The following is an 18,611-nucleotide window of genomic DNA, read 5'->3' as shown; positions in this document are numbered from 1 at the left end:
GTTCACGGGCGGACCTCCTCGCCCCGTGGGGCCTTTGCCCTGCGCCCGTGCGGGAGCACCCTGAGTGCGTCCCCCATGTCGGCGACTTCCGTGACCTTCATGCCGGGCGGGACCTTGCCCGGGTCGGACGGGACCAGGGCGTGGGTGAAGCCGAGACGGTGGGCCTCGGCCAGCCGGCGCTGGACGCCCGTGACCCGTCTCACCTCGCCCGCGAGACCCACCTCGCCGATCGCCACCAGGTTCTTCGGCAGCGGGGTGTCACTGGCCGCGGAGGCCAGCGCGAGGGCGATCGCGAGGTCCGCGGCAGGCTCGGAGAGCTTCACGCCACCGACTGTCGCGCTGTAGATGTCCCTTTTGCCCAGAGCGCTGATCCGGCCCCGCTGCTCCAGTACGGCCAGCATCATCGACACCCGGGACGTCTCCAGACCGGAGGTCGTGCGCCGGGGCGACGGGATCTGCGAGTCGACGGTCAGCGCCTGCACTTCGGCGACGAGCGGGCGGCGGCCCTCCAGTGTCACCGTGAGGCAGGTGCCCGGCACGGGCTCGTCGCGCCGGGTGAGGAACAGCCCGCTGGGGTCCGCGAGGCCGGTGATGCCCTCGTCGTGCAGCTCGAAGCAGCCGACCTCGTCCGTCGCTCCGTAGCGGTTCTTGACGCCCCGTACGAGGCGCAGCCGGGCATGCCGGTCGCCCTCGAAGTGCAGCACGACATCGACGAGGTGCTCCAGCAGTCGCGGGCCCGCGATCGCGCCGTCCTTGGTGACGTGGCCCACCAGCAGCGTGGACATGCCCCGCTCCTTGGAAGCGCGGATCAGCGCACCCGCGACCTCACGGACCTGGGCCATACCGCCCGGCGCCCCGTCGATCTCGGGGGAGGCCACCGTCTGGACGGAGTCGAGGACGAGCAGCGAGGGCTTGACCGCGTCGAGGTGACCGAGGACGGCGGAGAGGTCGGTCTCGGCGGCGAGATACAGATGGTCGTTCAGCGCGTTGATCCGGTCCGCGCGGAGGCGGACCTGGCTCGCGGACTCCTCGCCCGTGACGTACAGCGTGCGGTGGTCGTCGCTCGCCGCCTTCGCCGCGACGTCGAGCAGCAGCGTGGACTTGCCGACGCCCGGCTCGCCCGCGAGCAGCACGACGGCGCCCGGCACGAGGCCGCCGCCGAGGACCCGGTCCAGCTCGTCGACGCCGGTGGTGCGGGCGGTCGCCTGCCGGCCGTCGACCTGACCGATGGGCACTGCGGCGTTGGTGACCCGGCCGACGGCGGTGGTGCGGACCGCGGGTGCGCCGTACTCCTCGACCGTGCCCCAGGCCTGGCACTCGGGGCAGCGGCCGAGCCACTTGGCGGTCGTCCAGCCGCATTCGGTGCATCGGTAGGACGGCCGGTCCTTCGCGGATTTCGTACGGGCAGCCATGCGGGAAACCGTAGCGGGACCCACTGACAACGCGGCACGGAACCGGGAGTACGCCCAGTGACGCGCGCACATTCACGGTGCATACGCCCCGGGCGACAACCACAATCACCCGCGTTGAAGCAAATGCTCCTGTCCTCTTTTGAGGGATACGTTCACCCGTAAGGATTAAATGTGCTCAAGCGGCGCGAAGGGTGTGCCTTCCACTGCCTACGGTCGCCGGGTGACGAGCAGCATGCTGGAGCCCCCCGCACACACCACCGGCGCACACCGGACGAAACGCCGAGCGCCTGGGCCGGCCCACGGGCGGACGCCGCCCGCGCGGTACGAGGCCCACCTGGACGGGCTCTTCACGTACTGCCTCTCCGTGCTCTGCGACCATGCGGCCGCCACGGTCGTGCTGGGTGAGGTCCTCGCCATCTCGGAGCGGCACTACGGCCGATGTCCCGACGGGGAGGCCGAGCGGAAGGCCTGGCTGTACGCGCTCGCCCGGTGGGCCTGTCTGCGCGCCCTCAGCGAGCAGCGGCGCCGCAAGCGGCAGCGGCCGGGGGCGCACACCGGCCGGTCCGCCGCCCTGTCGGAGGAGGCCGCTCCCCTGAAGCCCGCCGAGTCCGCCGAGTCCGCCGAGGCCGCCGAGGCCGCCGAGTCCGCCGAACGTCACCGTGCCGAACTCGCCGAGCTGGCCTGGCCGGAGGCCGCCGGCACCACCCCCGAGCAGCGCGAGGCGCTGGAGCTCGCCGTACGGCACCAGCTCGGCGCGGGCGAGGTCGCCGCCGTCCTCGGCATGGGGCCCGTTGCCGCCCGCGAGCTGCTCGCCTCCGCCGCCTGCGAGGTGGAGCGCACCCGCGCGGCGCTCGCCGTCGTCGAGACCGGCAACTGTCCGTCCGTTGCCCGGCTCACCGGCGACCACCAGGTGCTGCTCTCCGCGACGCTCCGGCGCGAGCTCGTCCGCCATGTCGACGACTGTCCGCGCTGCCGCCGCGCCGCCGAGCGTGCGGGTGCCGCGGGCCCCTGGCCGGGCTCGACCGTCACCCCGGCGACGCTTCCTCTGGTGGCCGCGCCGCGCGCCGAGGCGTACGTGGCGATGCTGCACGTCCCGCGGGCCCGCGCGGCGGCGCCGCGCTTCGGGCGCGACGGCTTCCCCCTGGACCCCAAGGACCACGTGGCCCGGCGCAACCGGCTGCGCGCCGGCGCGGTCACCACGACCGTCGTCGCGACGGTCGTCGCCGCGCCTGTCCTCGCACTCTGGGCGGCGTACCGGGGCGCTCCCCTGACCGGCGAGGCCCACGAAGGCTCCTTGTTCTCCGCGAGCGAGGCGGACGAGCCCCGGGGCCTGGACGGCGACCCGTACGGCCACTACGAGAACGCGGGGAACGCGCGCGAGGAGCCCGGCTCCCGCTTCACCGTCGGCGGCCTCCCTCGCGCCGAGGCGGCGGGGATCTCCGTCGAGGTCGTCAGCGCCGGCCTGCCGCCCGGAGCGCCGTCGGCTCTGGGACAGGCACCGGGCCAGGGCCCCGGCCGGCTCACGGTCGAGGCGCAGCCCTCCGGTGACACCACGATGATCACTCTCAGGGCCTCCGGCGGCGCCCCCGTCACCTGGTCCCTGTGGACGGACGCCCCCTGGCTGCACGCCAGCCGCACCTCCGGCACGCTCAGCCCCGGCGAGTCCGTCACGGTCCACATCTCTGTGGACCACGCAACGGAACCGGCAGGCCCATGGACCGCCCGCGTCGGCGTCGATCCCGCGGGGACGGTGCTCAGGATCGACGGCCGCGGCTCGGTTCCGTCCGAGCCCCCGCCGTCCTCCGAGCCCCCGTCCGAGCCCCCGCCGTCTTCCGAGCCCCCGTCGGAGCCCCCGCCGTCTTCCGAGCCTCCGCCCGCGACGGAGCCGCCGCCTTCGTCAGAGCCCCCTTCGTCACAGCCGCCGCAGTCCCCTACGGACCCGGCCTCCCCGCCCGCGAGCGAGGATCCCGCGCCCTCCGGCTGACGAAGCGTTTCTCTCGTCCGGGCCCGTCGGCGGGCCCGGACAGCGCCTAGTCCGGATCCGCCGGGTGCGGTGCCACCAGCGGAAGCTGCGACGCCAGACGTGCCTGGCACAGCTCCACCAGCACCTCGTACGCCGCCTTGCCCATCAGCTCCGTCAGCTCGGGGCGGTAGGTCACGTAGACCGGCTCGCCCGCGCCATGGGCCGAGGTCGCCGATGTGCACCACCAGTGGAGGTCATGGCCGCCCGGGCCCCAGCCCCTGCGGTCGTACTCGCCGATCGAGACCTGGAGCACGCGCGTGTCGTCGGGCCGGTCGATCCACTCGTAGGTCCGGCGCACCGGCAGCTGCCAGCACACGTCGGGCTTGGTCTCCAGCGGCTCGCGGCCCTCCTTCAGCGCCAGGATGTGCAGCGAGCAGCCCGCACCGCCCGCGAACCCGGGGCGGTTCTGGAAGATGCAGGAGCCCTCCCAGCGGCGCGTCTGGCGGTCCCCGTCCTCGTCGAGCTCGACCCAGCCCGTATCCGTACCGACGTCATGGAACTGCCACAGCTCCGGCGTGAGCCGGGCCACATGACCGGCGACCCGCTTCTCGTCGTCCTCGTCGGAGAAGTGCGCCCCGAGCGTGCAGCAGCCGTCGTCGGCGCGGCCCGCCTGGATGCCCTGGCAGCCGCTCCCGAAGATGCACGTCCAGCGCGAGGTCAGCCAGGTCAGATCACAGCGGAAGACCTGTTCGTCGTCGGCGGGGTCGGGGAACTCGACCCAGGCACGCGGAAAGTCCAGTCCCTTCTCGTCCGGCTCGACGCGCGGGGAGCGCGGAGAGCGGGGAGAGCTGTTCGCGGACTTCTTCGACTTTGCTTTGTCCGGCTTCGCCTTTTTCGTCTTTGGCACGAGTCAAGGGTATGCGTGCGGCCGCAGTAGCGTTCCGTACATGAGACTCGGAGTCCTCGACGTCGGTTCGAACACGGTGCACCTGCTGGTGGTGGACGCACACCCCGGAGCACGGCCGCTGCCCGCCCATTCCCACAAGGCGGAGCTGCGCCTCGCCGAACTTCTCGACGGGGACGGAGCGATCGGCCCCGAGGGCGTCGACCGGCTCCTCGCCACCCTCGACGACGCCCTGCAGGCCGCCGAGGACAAGGGCTGCGAGGACGTACTCCCGTTCGCGACGTCCGCGGTCCGCGAGGCCACCAACGCCGACGACGTACTGGACCGGGTCAGGACCGTGACCGGCATCGACCTGCAGGTCCTCACCGGCGAGGAGGAGGCCCGGCTCACCTTTCTGGCGGCCCGCCGCTGGTTCGGCTGGTCGTCCGGGAAACTGCTGGTCCTGGACATCGGCGGCGGCTCGCTGGAGATCGCGATCGGCATCGACGAGGAGCCGGACATCGCCGTCAGCCTGCCCCTCGGCGCCGGCCGGCTCACCGCGGCGATGCTGCCGGGCGACCCGCCCGCCGCCGAGGACGTGCGGGCACTGCGCCGCCATGTGCGCACCAGCATCGCCCGTACGGTCGGCGAGTTCAGCCGCTTCGGACGCCCGGACCACATCGTCGCCACGTCCAAGACCTTCAAGCAGCTCGCCCGTATCGCGGGCGCCGCGCGCTCCGCCGAGGGCCTGTACACACAACGTGAGCTCAGTCATACGTCACTGGTGGAGTGGGTCCCCAAGCTCGCCGGCATGACCGCCGCCCAGCGCGTCACGCTGCCGGGTGTCTCCGAGGGCCGCGCCGCCCAGTTGCTGGCGGGAGCCCTGGTCGCGGAGGGTGCGATGGACCTGTTCGGCGTCGAGACGCTGGAGATCTGTCCGTGGGCGCTGCGCGAGGGCGTGATCCTGCGACGCCTGGACCACCTCCCCACCCCCTGATGCGGGACCGTAATCTGTCCCTCGTGGCAGAACCAGTGGTGCGCATCCCGGATGCGAAGGTCGCCCTGTCGACGGCTTCCGTCTATCCGGAGTCGACGGCGACGGCATTCGAGGTTGCCGCGCGCCTCGGGTACGACGGCATCGAGGTCATGGTCTGGACCGACCCGGTCAGCCAGGACATCGAGGCGCTGCGCCGGCTCTCCGACTACCACCAGGTGCCGATCCTGGCCGTCCACGCGCCGTGTCTGCTGATCACGCAGCGGGTCTGGTCCACCGACCCGTGGGTGAAGCTGCAGCGCGCCCAGGCGGCCGCCGAGAAGCTCGGCGCGTCGACCGTCGTCGTCCATCCGCCGTTCCGCTGGCAGCGGCAGTACGCCCGCGACTTCGTCTCCGGCATCTGGCGGATGGCGAACGAAACGGATGTGCGCTTCGCCGTCGAAAACATGTACCCATGGCGCTACCGCGACCGCGAGATGCTCGCGTACGCCCCCGACTGGGACGTCACCAAAGAGGACTACCGGCACTTCACGATCGACCTCTCGCACACGGCCACGTCCCGCACGGACACCCTGGCCATGGTCGACCGCATGGGCGACCGGCTCGGACACGTCCATCTCGCGGACGGCAAGGGCTCGGCGAAGGACGAGCACCTGGTGCCGGGGCGCGGCGACCAGCCGTGCGCCGAGTTGCTGGAGCACCTCGCCCGCACCGGCTTCGACGGCCATGTGGTCATCGAGGTCAACACGCGCCGGGCGATGTCCGCGGCGGAGCGGGAGGCCGACCTGGCGGAGGCGCTGGCCTTCACCCGACTGCATCTGGCGTCGGCGAGCGCGGCTTCGCAGGAAGCACCCCGGGGCACCGCCGGTGCGGCGGGCGGCGTCACCGGTGCCGCGGGCGGATCATGACCGGCGCGGCGCCCCGGCGGCGCGGCCGGCCCGCCCGCGCGGAGGCGGACACCGGGCCCGGCGCCCGCGAGCGCATCCTCCTGGCGGCCCGTACCGAGTTCGCCGAGCGCGGTTACGACAAGACGTCGGTGCGCGGCATCGCCAAGGCGGCAGGCGTCGACCCGGCCCTCGTCCACCACTACTTCGGTACGAAGGACGAGGTCTTCGCGGCCGCCATCGAGCTGTCCTTCGAGCCCGCGCTCGTCATCCCGGCGGTCCTGGACCAGGGCACGGAAGGCCTCGGCGAAAGGCTGGCCCGCTACTTCATCGGCGTCTGGGAGAACCCGGTGACCCGGGCCCCGCTGCTGGCGATCATCCGCTCGGCGCTCACGCACGAGGCGGCGGCGAAGGTGCTGCGCGGCTTCGTACTCAGACGGCTGCTGGAGCGGGTGGCGGCGGACCTCGACGTACCGAACCCGAAGTTCCGCGCCGAGCTGGCCGCCTCGCACATGATCGGCATCGCGATCCTGCGGTACGTGATCCAGGTGGAGCCGCTGGCCTCGGCGGACCCGGAGGAGATCATCGCGCTGGTCGCGCCGACGCTGCAGAGGTACCTGACGGAGGCCTGAGCGTCCGCGCGTACGAGGGCTCCCGGCCGGCCGGGTGGCTGCCCGAAACGCGGACCTCCGTCCCGTATTCCGGACAAGACGTCCAGATCTTGGAGCATCGGCGTACGCTCGAGAGCAGCCAGAACTGTCTGAAGGAGCGAGCGACGATGCCCGAGCTGAGGTCCCGCACAGTCACCCACGGCCGCAATATGGCGGGCGCCCGCGCCCTTATGCGGGCCTCGGGCGTAGCGGGCGCGGACATCGGCAAGCCGATCATCGCGGTCGCCAACTCCTTCACCGAGTTCGTGCCCGGCCACACGCACCTCGCCCCGGTCGGCCGGATCGTCTCCGACGCGATCCTGGCGGCGGGCGCGGTGCCCCGCGAGTTCAACACGATCGCCGTCGACGACGGCATCGCCATGGGCCACGGCGGCATGCTGTACTCGCTGCCCTCCCGGGACCTGATCGCGGACTCCGTCGAGTACATGGTCGAGGCGCACTGCGCCGACGCCCTGATCTGCATCTCCAACTGCGACAAGATCACCCCCGGCATGCTGATGGCCGCGATGCGCCTCAACATCCCCGCGGTCTTCGTCTCCGGCGGCCCGATGGAGGCCGGCCAGGCGACCCTCGTGGACGGCACGGTCCGCAAGCTCGACCTGATCAACGCCATCGTCGACGCGGTCAACGAGAACGTGTCGGACGAGGACGTCCTCCGTATCGAGGAGAACGCCTGCCCGACCTGCGGCTCCTGTTCCGGCATGTTCACCGCCAACTCGATGAACTGCCTCACCGAGGCCATCGGCCTCTCCCTGCCGGGCAACGGCTCGGTCCTCGCCACCCACACCGCCCGCAAGGCCCTGTACGAGAACGCGGGCCGTACGGTCGTCGAGATCACCAAGCGCTACTACGAGCAGGGCGACGAGTCCGTCCTGCCGCGCAACATCGCCACCCGCGAGGCGTTCGAGAACGCGATGGCCCTCGACATCGCCATGGGCGGCTCGACCAACACGATCCTCCACCTGCTGGCCGCCGCCCAGGAGGCCGAGCTCGACTACGACCTGACCGACATCGACGCCGTCTCGCGCCGCGTCCCCTGCCTGGCCAAGGTCGCGCCGAACGTCGCCCCCGGCGGCACGTACTACATGGAGGACGTCCACCGGGCCGGTGGCATCCCCGCCATCCTCGGCGAGCTGTACCGCGGCGGGCTGCTGAACGAGGACGTCCACACCGTCCACTCGGCGTCCCTCGCCGAGTGGCTCAAGACCTGGGACGTCCGCGGCGGCTCCCCGTCCGTCGAGGCCGTCGAACTGTGGCACGCGGCCCCCGGCTGCGTCCGCTCCGCGACCGCCTTCTCCCAGTCCGAGCGGTGGGATTCCCTGGACGTCGACGCCGAGGGCGGCTGCATCCGCTCCGTCGAGCACGCCTACTCCAAGGACGGCGGCCTGGCCGTCCTCAGGGGCAACATCGCCGAGGACGGCTGTGTCGTGAAGACCGCCGGTGTCGACGAGTCGATCTGGACCTTCGAGGGCCCGGCCGTCGTCTGCGAATCGCAGGACGAGGCCGTCGACAAGATCCTTTCCAAGGTCGTCAAGGAAGGCGACGTGGTCGTCATCCGCTACGAGGGCCCGCGCGGCGGCCCCGGCATGCAGGAGATGCTCTACCCGACCTCCTTCCTGAAGGGCCGCGGCCTCGGCAAGGCCTGCGCCCTCGTCACCGACGGCCGCTTCTCCGGTGGTACGTCGGGCCTGTCCATCGGCCACGCCTCCCCGGAGGCCGCGTCCGGCGGCACGATCGCCCTCGTCGAGGACGGCGACCTCATCCGTATCGACATCCCGGGCCGCTCGATCGAACTCCTCGTCGACGATGCCACGCTGGGAGCCCGACGTGAGGCCCTGGGCGGCGTCTACGCCCCCAAGAACCGCGAGCGCAAGGTCTCGGCGGCGTTGCGTGCCTACGCGGCGATGGCGACGAGCGCGGACAAGGGCGCGGTGCGGGACGTGTCGAAGCTGGGCTGAGCCCGATCGGGCCGAGCCCTGTCAGTCGGACGGCGTGTCGGTCGAGTTCTCGGTCGTACGAAGTGTCTCGGTCGAGTTCTCGGTCGAGTTCTCGGTCGTACGAAGCGTCCCAGCCGAGTTCTCAGTCGTACGAAGCCCCGGTGGGAGGTCCCGCCGGGGCTTCGCCCTGCCTGCCCCGGCTCACCAGCGTGCCGGATCCGCCGAGTCCACGGCGAAGACCGAGCCGTCCGGGGCGGTCGCGAAGACCTTGCCCTCGGCCGCGACGGGCGCGGGCAGCGCGCCCGCGAAGCCGAGTCTGCCGCCGTGCAACCGGGCGCGGGTCTGGCCGAGGACGACGCCGCGCTGTGTGTCGACGGCGAAGAGCCGTCCGTCGGCGGCGGAGAAGTACAGCCGGTCGTCCCCGGCGAGAGCGGGGTGGGAGGCGCGTCCCGCCGCCGTTTCCAGGCGCCACAGTTCGACGCTCTGCGCGGCGGTCGTACGACGGGTGTCGACGGCCAGCAGTGTGCCGCCCCTCGCCAGCAGGTAGGCGATGTCTCCCCGTACGGCGAGCTTCGGCTCCGCGAGGGGGAACGGCAGCTTCACACGGTGCGCGGTCCGCTTCCGGGGGTCGTAGCGGACGATCGCGTCGGTCTGGGTGTTCCGGTCCGTCGAGGTGAGGAAGAGCGTGCCGTCGGCGGTCGCGGCCGGGGTGAGGTTCCCGTCGAGCCTGCGCTGCCATGCCACGTCGCCGCTGCGCGGGTTCACCGCGGTGACCAGGGTGGTGGCGCCGTCCGGGCCGTTCTCGAACACATGGAGAAGGCCGGTCGCCGCGCTGTAGGGACCGAAGTCCGGACGGTGGTGCCCGGGCAGGGCGTGGCGCCAGCGTGTCTTCCCCGTGGCCCCGTCCAGAGCCTTCATCGTGCCGGCCGGCGAGACGAGGAGGACGGTGTCGCCCGCGTAACCGACGCCACCGAGGAAGGCGGAGACGTCCGCGCTCCAGCCGGGTGAGCCGGCGGCCGGACCGTACGTCTGGATCTTCGCCGTCCGTGCCGTGGCCGCGGTGGTGTGCACCAGCCCGCCGGAGACGGCAGGGACGGAGGCATCGCCCTCCGTGGTCTTTTCCACGGGCGCCGTGACCGACCAGATCACCCGGCCGTCGGCGGGATCGAGCCGCGCCGCCCCGACACCGCGCACGGAGCAGTAGAGCGACCCGTCCGCGAAGCCGCAGGCGGGGGCGGCTGCGGAGGCGGAATCACCCGAGGCACGCAGGCTCGTCTCCCACGGGGTGAACTCCTTGGCCGCACCCGCGCGGGAGCGCGCGCTGGCAGGTGCGTCCGTGCCGCTGTACTCCCGTACCGCGAGCGCGCCACCGGCGGCGAGAAGCAGCAGCGCGGTGCCCGCCGACAGCAGACGCCTGCGTGTCCGCGTACGCCGCGTGCTTCCCGTGCTTCCCGTGGTTTCCGTACTACGGGTGCTCCCCGTGCTCCGCATGCTCCGTATGCGAGTTCGCGAGGCGGGCGACGGGCCGCCGGAGCTGTCGGTGGCGTCCGGCTCCTCGGCCGACGGGGGCTGCGCACCGCTCGGCCGCCGCTGAGCGGGTATGAAGGCCGCGGCCTCGTACGACGGAGGGCGCAGCTCCGCCATGATTTCGTCCGGAGTGGGCCGCTCCGCGGGTTCCTTGGCCAGACACCGGCTGATCAGCGGCGCGAGTTCGGCGGGTACGCCGGCCAGGTCCGCCTCGTCGTGGACCACTTGGTACGCCACGATGTACGGGCTGTCCGAGTCGAAGGGCCCGCTCCCCGTTGCCGCGTGCACCAGCACCGATCCCAGCGCGAACACATCGGCCGCGGGCCCCACCTCGCGCGGTCGCTGGAACTGCTCGGGCGCCATGAAGGGCGGCGAGCCGATCAACTTCCCCGTCTCCGTACGCAGATCGCTGTCGAACGGCCGGGAGATCCCGAAGTCGATGACCTTCGGACCGGTATCGGTGAGGAGGACGTTGCTGGGCTTGAGGTCCCGGTGGACGACCCCGGCGCGGTGGATGTCGCGCAGCGCCTCGGCCAGCCCGGCCGTGAGCCTGCGCAGCTCGGCGGGGGCCATGGGACCGCTCCGCTTCACCTGGTCGGCGAGCGTGGGCCCGGGGACGTAGAGGGTCGCCATCCAGGGGCGTTCGGCGTCCGGATCGGCATCCACGACGGATGCGGTGAAGGCCCCGCTCACCCGGCGTGCGGCCGCGACCTCCTGCCGGAATCTGGCCCTGAACTCCGGGTCCGCCGCGTACTGTTCATGCACGATCTTGACCGCGAGGCGCAGACCGGAGGCCGAGCGTGCGAGGTGCACGACCCCCATGCCGCCGGCCCCCAGGCACGCCTCAAGACGGTACCGCCCCGCGTATCCAGGCTGTTCCGCTTCCGGGCCGGGCCCGCTCTCTCGCAGCGGCGGCATCGTCCACCCCCGTGTGTTCGTCCGCAAGCGCGACTCACGGAGCCTAGTCGATGGTTCGTTCAATGCGGACGGGGCTTGCTAGCCTGCGCGTCGCAGAGAGTGAACAGCAACGGGGGAGGGCCACATGGCCGTTGAAGAGATCAATGAGAGTGCCGCTGCCGACGCCGTCCGGGCCGAAGCCGCCGCGGACGTCGTCCGGTATCCGATCGCGCCCGGCTACCGGGTCAACGTCCGGTCGGGCCCGGGGCGACAGTTCCGGCTGATCCGCACCCTGCCGTACAACGTCAGGGTGCCGGTCTACTGCCAGAAGCCCGGTGAGCGGATCTCCGGCCCGTACGGCACGACCGCCCTGTGGGACAACATCGCCGACGGCGAGTACGTCTCGGACGCATACGTGAACACGGGCAGCGACGGCTATGTCGCGCCGCAGTGCTCCTGAGCTCCCGAGCCCCCGAGTTCCCGACGGCTCTGGTCCCGCGCGGGGGACGCGAGGGATGCCGGGGATAATCGACCCTGTGAGCGAGAACGAGAAGGCCACCCCGAAGGGGAACGGCGGCACCGGGACCCCGGCCGGCACCCCTGCGGGCACCCCGGCCGGCACCGGCGCCGGTGGTGGGACCGGCAACGGCAGTGAGGCCGGTGCCGCCCGTACCGGCCCGCAACCCGAGCCGATCCGGTTCTTCGGCACCACCTGGGTCGACCACGACGGCGGCTACGCGCTGCGCCGTGCCGCCGTGGCCGCCGGTTCGCTCGCTGCGGCCGCCGCCGGGTGTCTGGTCCTCCGGATCGCGTACCAGGGCCTGGAGACCGCCGAGGTCGGCGGCTTCGTCAACACGCTCGTGGTCGTCATGTTCGCGATCTGCAGTGCCATCGCCTTCCGCAAGGCCTGGGAGGGCTTCACACGCCGCTCCGCGGACCCCGCCCGCGACGAGTCCCTGCGCAGCCTCAAGGCGATCGGTTTCATCGGTCTGCTGCTCGCGTACTTCGTCCGTTCGCTCATCGAGGCCCCGGGCGAGAAGCTCCGGCGCACGGAGTACGAGACGGCCGTCGCCCAGTACGAGAAGCGCCGCACCACGCGCGCGGGCAATCCGGCGGCGCGGTCGGCGGCCCGTAAGAAGCCGAAGCGCCGGTAGCCGGCCCCGCCCGTCTCCGCCAGCGTCCGCCCGTCTCCACCGGTCCCGCCGGCCTCCGCCTGACCGGATCGGCCTCCAGCGGCCACCTCAGGCTGCCTTCATCGGTGACCACGGCCTTCGCGTGCCTTCGCGTGCCTTCGCAGGCCTCCACGAGGCGGAGTGAGCAGCAGCGCGACCGGCTGTGGGGCATCGCGTACCGCATCACCGGCTCGGTCGTGGACGCCGACGACGCCGTACAGGAGGCGTGGCTGCGCCAGCAGGACTGCCCCCTGACGCCGGGCATGTCGTGACTTGCGGAGCATGAGCGGGTGCGGGCCGGCGGGTGGTTGTGTCCACCCGCTCCTTCTCACAGGCTTGACGCTCCATTCCCCCGGGATCATTATTCATCGCATGATGAATAATGATCCCGGGGGCTCCGAGCGCGCCGGCCACCCCGCCATCCACGCCCGCGCGCTCACCGTCGTCCGCGGTCCCCGCACCGTCCTGCGAGCCCTCGACTTCGACGTCCCACCCGGTCAGATCACCGGCCTCCTCGGCCCGTCCGGCTGCGGGAAATCCACCCTGATGCGGGCCGTCGTCGGCACACAGGCCAAAGTCACCGGCACCCTCGACGTCCTCGGCCGTCCGGCGGGCGACGCCTCCCTCCGCTCCCGGATCGGCTATGTCACCCAAGCTCCCTCCGTCTACGACGATCTGACTGTCCGTCAGAACCTCGATTACTTCGCGGCCATCCTCGACCCCGGCCGCGCCGCAGCCGAGCGCCGCCGCGGGCACGTCACCCAGGCCATCGCCGACGTCGACCTCGCCGACCACGCCCACGTCCTCGCAGGCCGGCTCTCCGGCGGCCAGCGCAGCCGCGTCTCCCTCGCCGTAGCCCTGATCGGCACCCCCGAACTGCTCGTCCTCGACGAACCCACCGTCGGCCTCGACCCGGTCCTCCGTCGCGACCTGTGGGACCTCTTCCACCGCATCGCCGCGGACCGGGGCACCACGATCCTCGTCTCCTCGCACGTCATGGACGAGGCCGAGCGCTGCCACCGCCTGCTGCTCCTGCGCGAGGGCGAACTCCTCGCCGACGACACCCCCGACGCCCTGCGGCACCGCAACGACACCGCCACCGTCGAAGGCGCCTTCCTCCACCTCGTCGACACGGCCAACGCCCTTCAGGAGAGCGCACGATGAACGCCCACCCGGCCGCGCCCGCCGCCGCGCCCGCCATCTCCGCCGCCCGCACTCTCGCCACCGCCGCCCGCGTCCTGCGCCAACTGCGCCACGACCCGCGCTCGATCGCCCTGATGCTCCTGGTGCCGTGCGTGATGCTCTTCCTGCTGCGCTACGTCTTCGACGGCAGCGCCCGGACCTTCGACGCGATCGGCGCATCGCTGCTCGGTATCTTCCCGCTGATCACGATGTTCCTGATCACCTCGATCGCCACCCTCCGCGAACGCACCTCCGGCACCCTCGAACGCCTCCTCGCCATGCCGCTGGGCAAGGGCGACCTGATCGCCGGCTACGCCGTGGCCTTCGGCCTGCTCGCCATCATCCAGTCCACCCTCGCCACCGGCCTCGCCCTGTGGTTCCTCGGCCTGGACGTCATCGGCTCACCCTGGCTGCTGCTCCTCGTCGCACTGCTGGACGCCCTGCTCGGCACGGCCCTCGGCCTCTTCGTCTCCGCCTTCGCCGCCTCCGAGTTCCAGGCGGTCCAGTTCATGCCCGCGGTGATCTTCCCCCAGCTGCTGCTCTGCGGACTGTTCACCGCACGCGACAACATGCAGCCCGTCCTCGAAGGCATCTCGAACGTCCTGCCCATGTCGTACGCCGTCGACGGCATGAACGAAGTGCTCCGGCACACCGACGTCACCGCCAACTTCATCCGCGACGCCCTCGTCGTCGCCGCCTGCGCCCTCCTCGTCCTCACCCTCGGCGCGGCCACCCTCCGCCGCCGCACCGCGTGACCGCCCCTCGGACACCTCCGGCACTTCCACCTCACCGGTGCGAGGATGTTGCCGTACATGGATCACTCATCCACGTACGGCAATGAGCACATCCCCATCGGCGAGGTGACCCCGCATGACCCAGACAGTCGCAGTCCTCGGCACCGGCAAGATCGGCGAGGCCCTGCTCAGTGGCATGATCCGGGCCGGCTGGCCCGCCTCCGCCCTTCTGGTCACCGCACGCCGCGCCGAACGCGCCGATGAGCTCCGCACCCGCTACGGCGTCGAAGCCGTCACGAACGCCGACGCCGCCAAGCGCGCCGACACCCTCATCCTGGCCGTCAAGCCCCAGGACATGAGCAAGCTCCTCGACGAACTCGCCCCCCACGTGTCCGCCGACCGTCTCGTCATCAGCGCCGCAGCCGGTATCACCACCTCCACCATCGAAGACCGTCTCGCGCCCAACACCCCCGTCGTCCGTGTCATGCCGAACACGCCCGTCCTCGTCGACGAAGGCATGTCCGTCATCTCCGGCGGCAGCCACGCCACCGCCGAACACCTCGCCCACACCGAGGAGATCTTCGGCGGAGTCGGCAAGACCCTCCGCGTCCCCGAGTCCCAGCAGGACGCCGCCACCGCGCTCTCCGGCTCCGGCCCGGCCTACTTCTACTTCCTCGTCGAGGCCATGACCGACGCCGGCATCCTCCTCGGCCTGCCCCGCGCCCAAGCCCACGACCTCATCGTCCAGGCCGCCATCGGAGCCGCCGTGATGCTCCGCGACTCCGGCGAACACCCGGTCAAGCTCCGCGAAGCCGTCACCTCCCCGGCCGGCACCACCATCAGCGCCATCCGCGAGCTCGAGAACCACGGGGTGCGCGCCGCCCTCATCGCCGCTCTGGAAGCGGCCCGCGACCGCAGCCGCGAGCTCGCCTCCGGCAACGGCTGACGCTCACTTCGCGGCCGCGGCGACCAGCTCTTCCGTCGACACCACTTCGGCGAACCCACCGCCATGCAGCGACACGGCGGTGGCCCGCGCCAGCTCGTCCGCGCCCAGCGTCCATCCGAAGGGCCCGGCCAGATCAAAGGTGTACGTCGCGTCCAGCGCGAACAGCACGTCGTACCCGAGGTTCCCGCCCATTCGCGCCGTGGTCTCCGCACACATATTGGTCTGGATGCCGGCCACCACGAACTGCCGCACTCCCTGAGCCTCGAACCACGCCCTCAGATCCGGTGTCCCGTAGAACGCCGAGTTCACGGTCTTCGTCACCAGCAGCTCCGCTCCGCTGCCCTTCCCCCTCCTCTGCTCCACGTACTCCTTGAAGTCGTTCCCCTCGTATCCCGGCCGCAGCGGCGACTCGGGCTTCGAGGAGTCGTGCCGTACGAAGACGACCGGCCTCCCGCTCGCCTGCCACACATCGATCAGCGAGGCGATGTTCCCGTCCGCCTGCGGATTGTTCCGAGGCCCCCAGAACTTGTCCTCCTCGAACCCCCTCTGTACGTCGACGACGACCAGCGCTGCGTTCTCTGCGATCTCCATGACCACCATGCTGTCGCCGCCCGCACCCCCTTCACAGAGGAGCAGAAGCCAGCGATCGATGGTTTACTGCCACCATGGCGACCGTGTCACCAGCAGCTCAGCGCATCGCTCTCCTCTCCTTCCCCGGCATCCGCGCGTTCGACGTCTCCGTCATCAGCGAGGTCTGGGGCGTCGACCGCACCGACCGCGGAGTACCCCCCTTCGAACTCCGTCGCACCGGCACCGACCGCACCCCCGTCCCCATGCGCGGCGGTCTCAGCCTCACCCCCGACCGCACTCTCGCCTGGCTCAGCCGCGCAGACCTCGTCGTCGTCCCCGGCCTGGACGACCACCTCACGCCCGCGCCGCCCCCGGTCCTCGACGCCCTACGCCGTGCGCACACCCGAGGCACCCCGATCGCCGCCCTCTGTGGAGGCGCCTTCACTCTCGCCCAGGCCGGCCTTCTCGACAGCCGTCGCGCGATCACCCACTGGAACCTCACTCACCTCCTCCGCGAGCACCACCCCCAGGTCGCCGTCGTGCCCGACGCGCTCTTCCTCCACGACGCCAACATCTGGACCTCCGCCGGTACGGCCGCCGGCATCGACCTCTGCCTCCATCTCGTCCGCATCACCCACGGCGCCGAGGCCGCCGCCACCATCGCCCGGTCGATGGTCACCGCCCCCTTCCGCACCGGCACTCAGGCCCAGTTCATCGAGCACCCCACCCCACGCGCCGACCGCGACGCCGACACCCTCGCCGCCGTCCGCGACTACGCCCTCGCCCACCTCGCGGAACCCCACACCGTCGCGTCCCTCGCCGCCCGCGCAGGTATGTCCCCGCGCTCCTTCGCCCGCCACTTCCAGGCCGGCAGCGGCACCACCCCCCTCCACTGGCTCATCACCCAGCGCGTCGCAGCTGCCCAGAAACTCCTCGAACTGACCGATCACCCCATCCCTGAAGTCGCACGCCGCACGGGCTTCGGCAGCGAGGTGACCATGCGCCAGCACTTCGCAGCTCACCTCGCCACCAGCCCGCGCGACTACCGGGCAGCCTTCCGTCAGCCGGCCGGAAGCAGCCCGATCGCCCGATAGGCACGATCCACCAGAGGACGGGCCAACCCCCGGGCCCGAGCGGCCCCCGTCCTCAGCACCTCATCCACATATGCCGGATCGGCCGCCAGCTCCGCATGCCGCTCCCGCAACGGCCTCAGCAGCTCCACCACCGCCTCGGCCGTGTCCTTCGTCAGCGCGCCGTACGACTCATATACACCGGCCAAGGCCTCCGGGTTCCCGTTCTCACAGGCGGAAAGAATCTCCAGCAGATTCGCCACCCCCGGCCGGCTCTCCCGGTCGTACTCGACGTCCTGCCCGCTGTCCGTCACAGCCCGCATGATCTTGCGCCGGATCACGTCCGCGTCGTCGAGCAGATAGACGATCCCGGCCCCGTTCTCGTGCGACTTCCCCATCTTCGACGCCGGGTCCTGCAGATCCATCACCCTCGCCGCGACCTGCGGATGCGTCGCCTTCGGCACGGTGAAGACATACCCGTACCGCTGGTTGAACCGCACCGAGAGATCCCGTGTCAGCTCGACATGCTGTGCCTGGTCGTCCCCGACCGGTACCTCGTCCGTCGCGTACGCCAGGATGTCCGCCGCCATCAGCACCGGATACGTCAGCAGCGACAGCCGCACACCCTCACCGGCCGTCCGCGCACCCGCCGCCTTCTCCTTGTAATGGATCATGCGCCGCATCTCGCCGTCCGTGGCCGCGCACTCCAGCAGATACGAGAGCCGGGCGTGCTCGTCCACATGGCTCTGAACGAAAAGGGTGCACCGTTCCGGATCCAGCCCGGCCGCCAGCAACAGCGTCGCCGCCTGACGGCTCAGCCTTCTCACCCGCGCAGGGTCGTGCTCCACGGTCAGGGCATGCAGATCCACGACGCTGAACAGGGCGTCCGACTGATGCTGATCAGCCTCGACCCACTGCCGCACGGCCCCGAGGTAGTTCCCCAGCGTCAGATGCCCCGTGGGCTTGACCCCGCTGAAGGTCCGCTTCATCCGTTTGTTCTCCCTCTCCTGCCGGAGCCGCCGCCATCAGCGACCGGCTCCCGGAGGGAGAAACGCAAACGGCCGCCGAGGCGGCGGCCGTTGAGTGCATGCGTGTGTGCCGGCCGCCGTCAGGCGGCCCACCACTGAAGGGTGCACGCGTGCGTAGTCATGCCTGGAGAGTACGCCCTCGCGCCTCGGGTTGACATGCGAAACCCGGATCCGTAGTGTTCTCCGGGTTGTCCGACGTGAGCACCGACTCCGGTCGGCCCCGGACAGCCATTCCGCAAGACCTACTCCAAGTGAGCGACACACCGTCGCCTTGCTTTGCGTGCGCTTTTGCGAAATGAGGAATCCGCGTTCGAATGAACGCAGCCCGATTAGCGTCGGGGACGAGGAATCCGCTAAAGTCTCACTCGTCGGAACGGCCGAACGGCCGGAAAGACAACCCCCTCTGACTGGGAATCAGGCCCGAAAGGATCTGATAGAGTCGGAACCGTCGGAAAGGGAAACGCGAAAGCGAAGAACGGACCGGCAGCCCGCTCCAGCGGGTGGCAGAAACGGAAATCGGATCTGCTAAGCTGGAAACACCGAAGGGAAGCGCCCGGAGGAAAGCCCGAGAGGGTGAGTACGAAGGAAGCGTCCGTTCCTTGAGAACTCAACAGCGTGCCAAAAATCAACGCCAGATATGTTGATACCCCGTCTCTGTCATGGAGATGAGGTTCCTTTGAAAGTCCTTCCGTCAGGAAGGCAACACAGCGAGGACGCTGTGGACCGAGAGGATCATTCCTC

The 18,611-nt window shown here is 71.0% G+C and carries 16 protein-coding genes and 1 pseudogene; 12 read left to right on the top strand and 5 right to left on the bottom strand.

Annotated elements, in window-relative coordinates; genetic code table 11:
* Window positions 1-2: 2 nt before the first annotated feature.
* Window positions 3-1,412: a DNA repair protein RadA gene (radA, locus tag ACWGI8_RS19645; RefSeq protein ID WP_453662501.1), complete on the bottom strand. Its 1,410-nt coding sequence runs from the start codon at window positions 1,410-1,412 to the stop codon at window positions 3-5.
* 220 nt (window positions 1,413-1,632) lie between these two features.
* Here radA and ACWGI8_RS19640 point away from each other — a divergent pair, with 220 nt between their 5' ends.
* On the top strand, window positions 1,633-3,396 hold the full coding sequence (locus ACWGI8_RS19640; RefSeq protein ID WP_453662500.1) for a BACON domain-containing protein: 1,764 nt from the start codon (window positions 1,633-1,635) through the stop codon (window positions 3,394-3,396).
* Window positions 3,397-3,442: 46 nt separating this feature from the next.
* On the opposite strand, the gene ACWGI8_RS19635 is transcribed toward ACWGI8_RS19640, so the two are convergent.
* Window positions 3,443-4,282: a hypothetical protein gene (locus ACWGI8_RS19635; RefSeq protein WP_453662498.1), complete on the bottom strand. Its 840-nt coding sequence runs from the start codon at window positions 4,280-4,282 to the stop codon at window positions 3,443-3,445.
* A 40-nt stretch (window positions 4,283-4,322) separates the two neighbouring features.
* Here ACWGI8_RS19635 and ACWGI8_RS19630 point away from each other — a divergent pair, with 40 nt between their 5' ends.
* The 4 genes from ACWGI8_RS19630 to ilvD all read left to right on the top strand — a co-directional run bounded on the left by ACWGI8_RS19630 (window position 4,323) and on the right by ilvD (window position 8,765).
* Window positions 4,323-5,255 (top strand): Ppx/GppA phosphatase family protein, encoded by a 933-nt coding sequence (locus tag ACWGI8_RS19630; RefSeq protein ID WP_453662497.1) that lies wholly within the window; start codon window positions 4,323-4,325, stop codon window positions 5,253-5,255.
* A 23-nt stretch (window positions 5,256-5,278) separates the two neighbouring features.
* Window positions 5,279-6,160 carry a sugar phosphate isomerase/epimerase family protein gene (locus ACWGI8_RS19625; RefSeq protein WP_453662495.1) on the top strand — a complete coding sequence of 294 codons (882 nt, stop codon included), beginning with the start codon at window positions 5,279-5,281 and terminating at the stop codon, window positions 6,158-6,160.
* Window positions 6,157-6,768 (top strand): TetR/AcrR family transcriptional regulator, encoded by a 612-nt coding sequence (locus ACWGI8_RS19620; protein WP_453662494.1) that lies wholly within the window; start codon window positions 6,157-6,159, stop codon window positions 6,766-6,768. Before ACWGI8_RS19625 ends, ACWGI8_RS19620 begins: the two co-directional genes overlap by 4 nt.
* 146 nt (window positions 6,769-6,914) lie before the next feature.
* Window positions 6,915-8,765, top strand: a complete 1,851-nt coding sequence (gene ilvD / locus ACWGI8_RS19615) for a dihydroxy-acid dehydratase (RefSeq protein WP_453662493.1) — start codon at window positions 6,915-6,917, stop codon at window positions 8,763-8,765.
* Between the two features lie 180 nt (window positions 8,766-8,945).
* Here the strand turns inward: ilvD and ACWGI8_RS19610 are convergent, their stop codons facing one another.
* On the bottom strand, window positions 8,946-11,189 hold the full coding sequence (locus ACWGI8_RS19610; protein WP_453662492.1) for a protein kinase domain-containing protein: 2,244 nt from the start codon (window positions 11,187-11,189) through the stop codon (window positions 8,946-8,948).
* 124 nt (window positions 11,190-11,313) lie between these two features.
* Here ACWGI8_RS19610 and ACWGI8_RS19605 point away from each other — a divergent pair, with 124 nt between their 5' ends.
* From ACWGI8_RS19605 to proC, 6 genes and pseudogenes are all read left to right on the top strand, one after another.
* Window positions 11,314-11,628: an SH3 domain-containing protein gene (locus ACWGI8_RS19605; protein ID WP_453662491.1), complete on the top strand. Its 315-nt coding sequence runs from the start codon at window positions 11,314-11,316 to the stop codon at window positions 11,626-11,628.
* A gap of 76 nt (window positions 11,629-11,704) precedes the next feature.
* Complete coding sequence (locus tag ACWGI8_RS19600) at window positions 11,705-12,322, top strand: hypothetical protein (RefSeq protein ID WP_453662489.1); 618 nt, start codon at window positions 11,705-11,707, stop codon at window positions 12,320-12,322.
* Window positions 12,323-12,453: 131 nt separating this feature from the next.
* Window positions 12,454-12,591, top strand: a pseudogene (locus tag ACWGI8_RS19595) (sigma factor); the annotation flags it as partial.
* A 121-nt stretch (window positions 12,592-12,712) separates the two neighbouring features.
* A complete protein-coding gene (locus tag ACWGI8_RS19590) occupies window positions 12,713-13,504 on the top strand; it encodes an ABC transporter ATP-binding protein (RefSeq protein ID WP_453662487.1) in 792 nt (263 codons plus the stop codon).
* Entirely contained in the window at window positions 13,501-14,277 is a 777-nt protein-coding gene (locus tag ACWGI8_RS19585) for an ABC transporter permease (RefSeq protein ID WP_453662485.1), read from the top strand. Before ACWGI8_RS19590 ends, ACWGI8_RS19585 begins: the two co-directional genes overlap by 4 nt.
* A gap of 115 nt (window positions 14,278-14,392) precedes the next feature.
* Entirely contained in the window at window positions 14,393-15,202 is an 810-nt protein-coding gene (proC, locus tag ACWGI8_RS19580; RefSeq protein ID WP_453662484.1) for a pyrroline-5-carboxylate reductase, read from the top strand.
* 3 nt (window positions 15,203-15,205) lie between these two features.
* Here proC and ACWGI8_RS19575 read toward each other — a convergent pair whose 3' ends face one another.
* Entirely contained in the window at window positions 15,206-15,793 is a 588-nt protein-coding gene (locus tag ACWGI8_RS19575; RefSeq protein ID WP_453662482.1) for a cysteine hydrolase family protein, read from the bottom strand.
* An 83-nt stretch (window positions 15,794-15,876) separates the two neighbouring features.
* Here ACWGI8_RS19575 and ACWGI8_RS19570 point away from each other — a divergent pair, with 83 nt between their 5' ends.
* Complete coding sequence (locus ACWGI8_RS19570) at window positions 15,877-16,866, top strand: GlxA family transcriptional regulator (RefSeq protein WP_453662480.1); 990 nt, start codon at window positions 15,877-15,879, stop codon at window positions 16,864-16,866.
* Here the strand turns inward: ACWGI8_RS19570 and trpS are convergent.
* Complete coding sequence (gene trpS, locus ACWGI8_RS19565; RefSeq protein WP_453662479.1) at window positions 16,833-17,831, bottom strand: tryptophan--tRNA ligase; 999 nt, start codon at window positions 17,829-17,831, stop codon at window positions 16,833-16,835. The genes ACWGI8_RS19570 and trpS overlap by 34 nt on opposite strands.
* Window positions 17,832-18,611 lie beyond the last annotated feature (780 nt).

It is taken from the genome of Streptomyces sp. NPDC054841, assembly GCF_053611045.1.
The sequence above is the reverse complement of the archived record's forward strand: the minus strand, read 5'-3'. Positions and strand labels throughout refer to the sequence as shown.

Bases quoted from the DNA above. Each gene is read 5' to 3' on its own strand.
- radA (WP_453662501.1), bottom strand. From the start codon at position 1,412: ATGGCTGCCCGTACGAAATCCGCGAAGGACCGGCCGTCCTACCGATGC.
- ACWGI8_RS19630 (WP_453662497.1), top strand. From the start codon at position 4,323: ATGAGACTCGGAGTCCTCGACGTCGGTTCGAACACGGTGCACCTGCTG.
- ACWGI8_RS19620 (WP_453662494.1), top strand. From the start codon at position 6,157: ATGACCGGCGCGGCGCCCCGGCGGCGCGGCCGGCCCGCCCGCGCGGAG.
- ilvD (WP_453662493.1), top strand. From the start codon at position 6,915: ATGCCCGAGCTGAGGTCCCGCACAGTCACCCACGGCCGCAATATGGCG.
- ACWGI8_RS19610 (WP_453662492.1), bottom strand. From the start codon at position 11,189: ATGCCGCCGCTGCGAGAGAGCGGGCCCGGCCCGGAAGCGGAACAGCCT.
- ACWGI8_RS19605 (WP_453662491.1), top strand. From the start codon at position 11,314: ATGGCCGTTGAAGAGATCAATGAGAGTGCCGCTGCCGACGCCGTCCGG.
- ACWGI8_RS19590 (WP_453662487.1), top strand. From the start codon at position 12,713: ATGATGAATAATGATCCCGGGGGCTCCGAGCGCGCCGGCCACCCCGCC.
- ACWGI8_RS19585 (WP_453662485.1), top strand. From the start codon at position 13,501: ATGAACGCCCACCCGGCCGCGCCCGCCGCCGCGCCCGCCATCTCCGCC.
- proC (WP_453662484.1), top strand. From the start codon at position 14,393: ATGACCCAGACAGTCGCAGTCCTCGGCACCGGCAAGATCGGCGAGGCC.
- ACWGI8_RS19575 (WP_453662482.1), bottom strand. From the start codon at position 15,793: ATGGAGATCGCAGAGAACGCAGCGCTGGTCGTCGTCGACGTACAGAGG.
- trpS (WP_453662479.1), bottom strand. From the start codon at position 17,831: ATGAAGCGGACCTTCAGCGGGGTCAAGCCCACGGGGCATCTGACGCTG.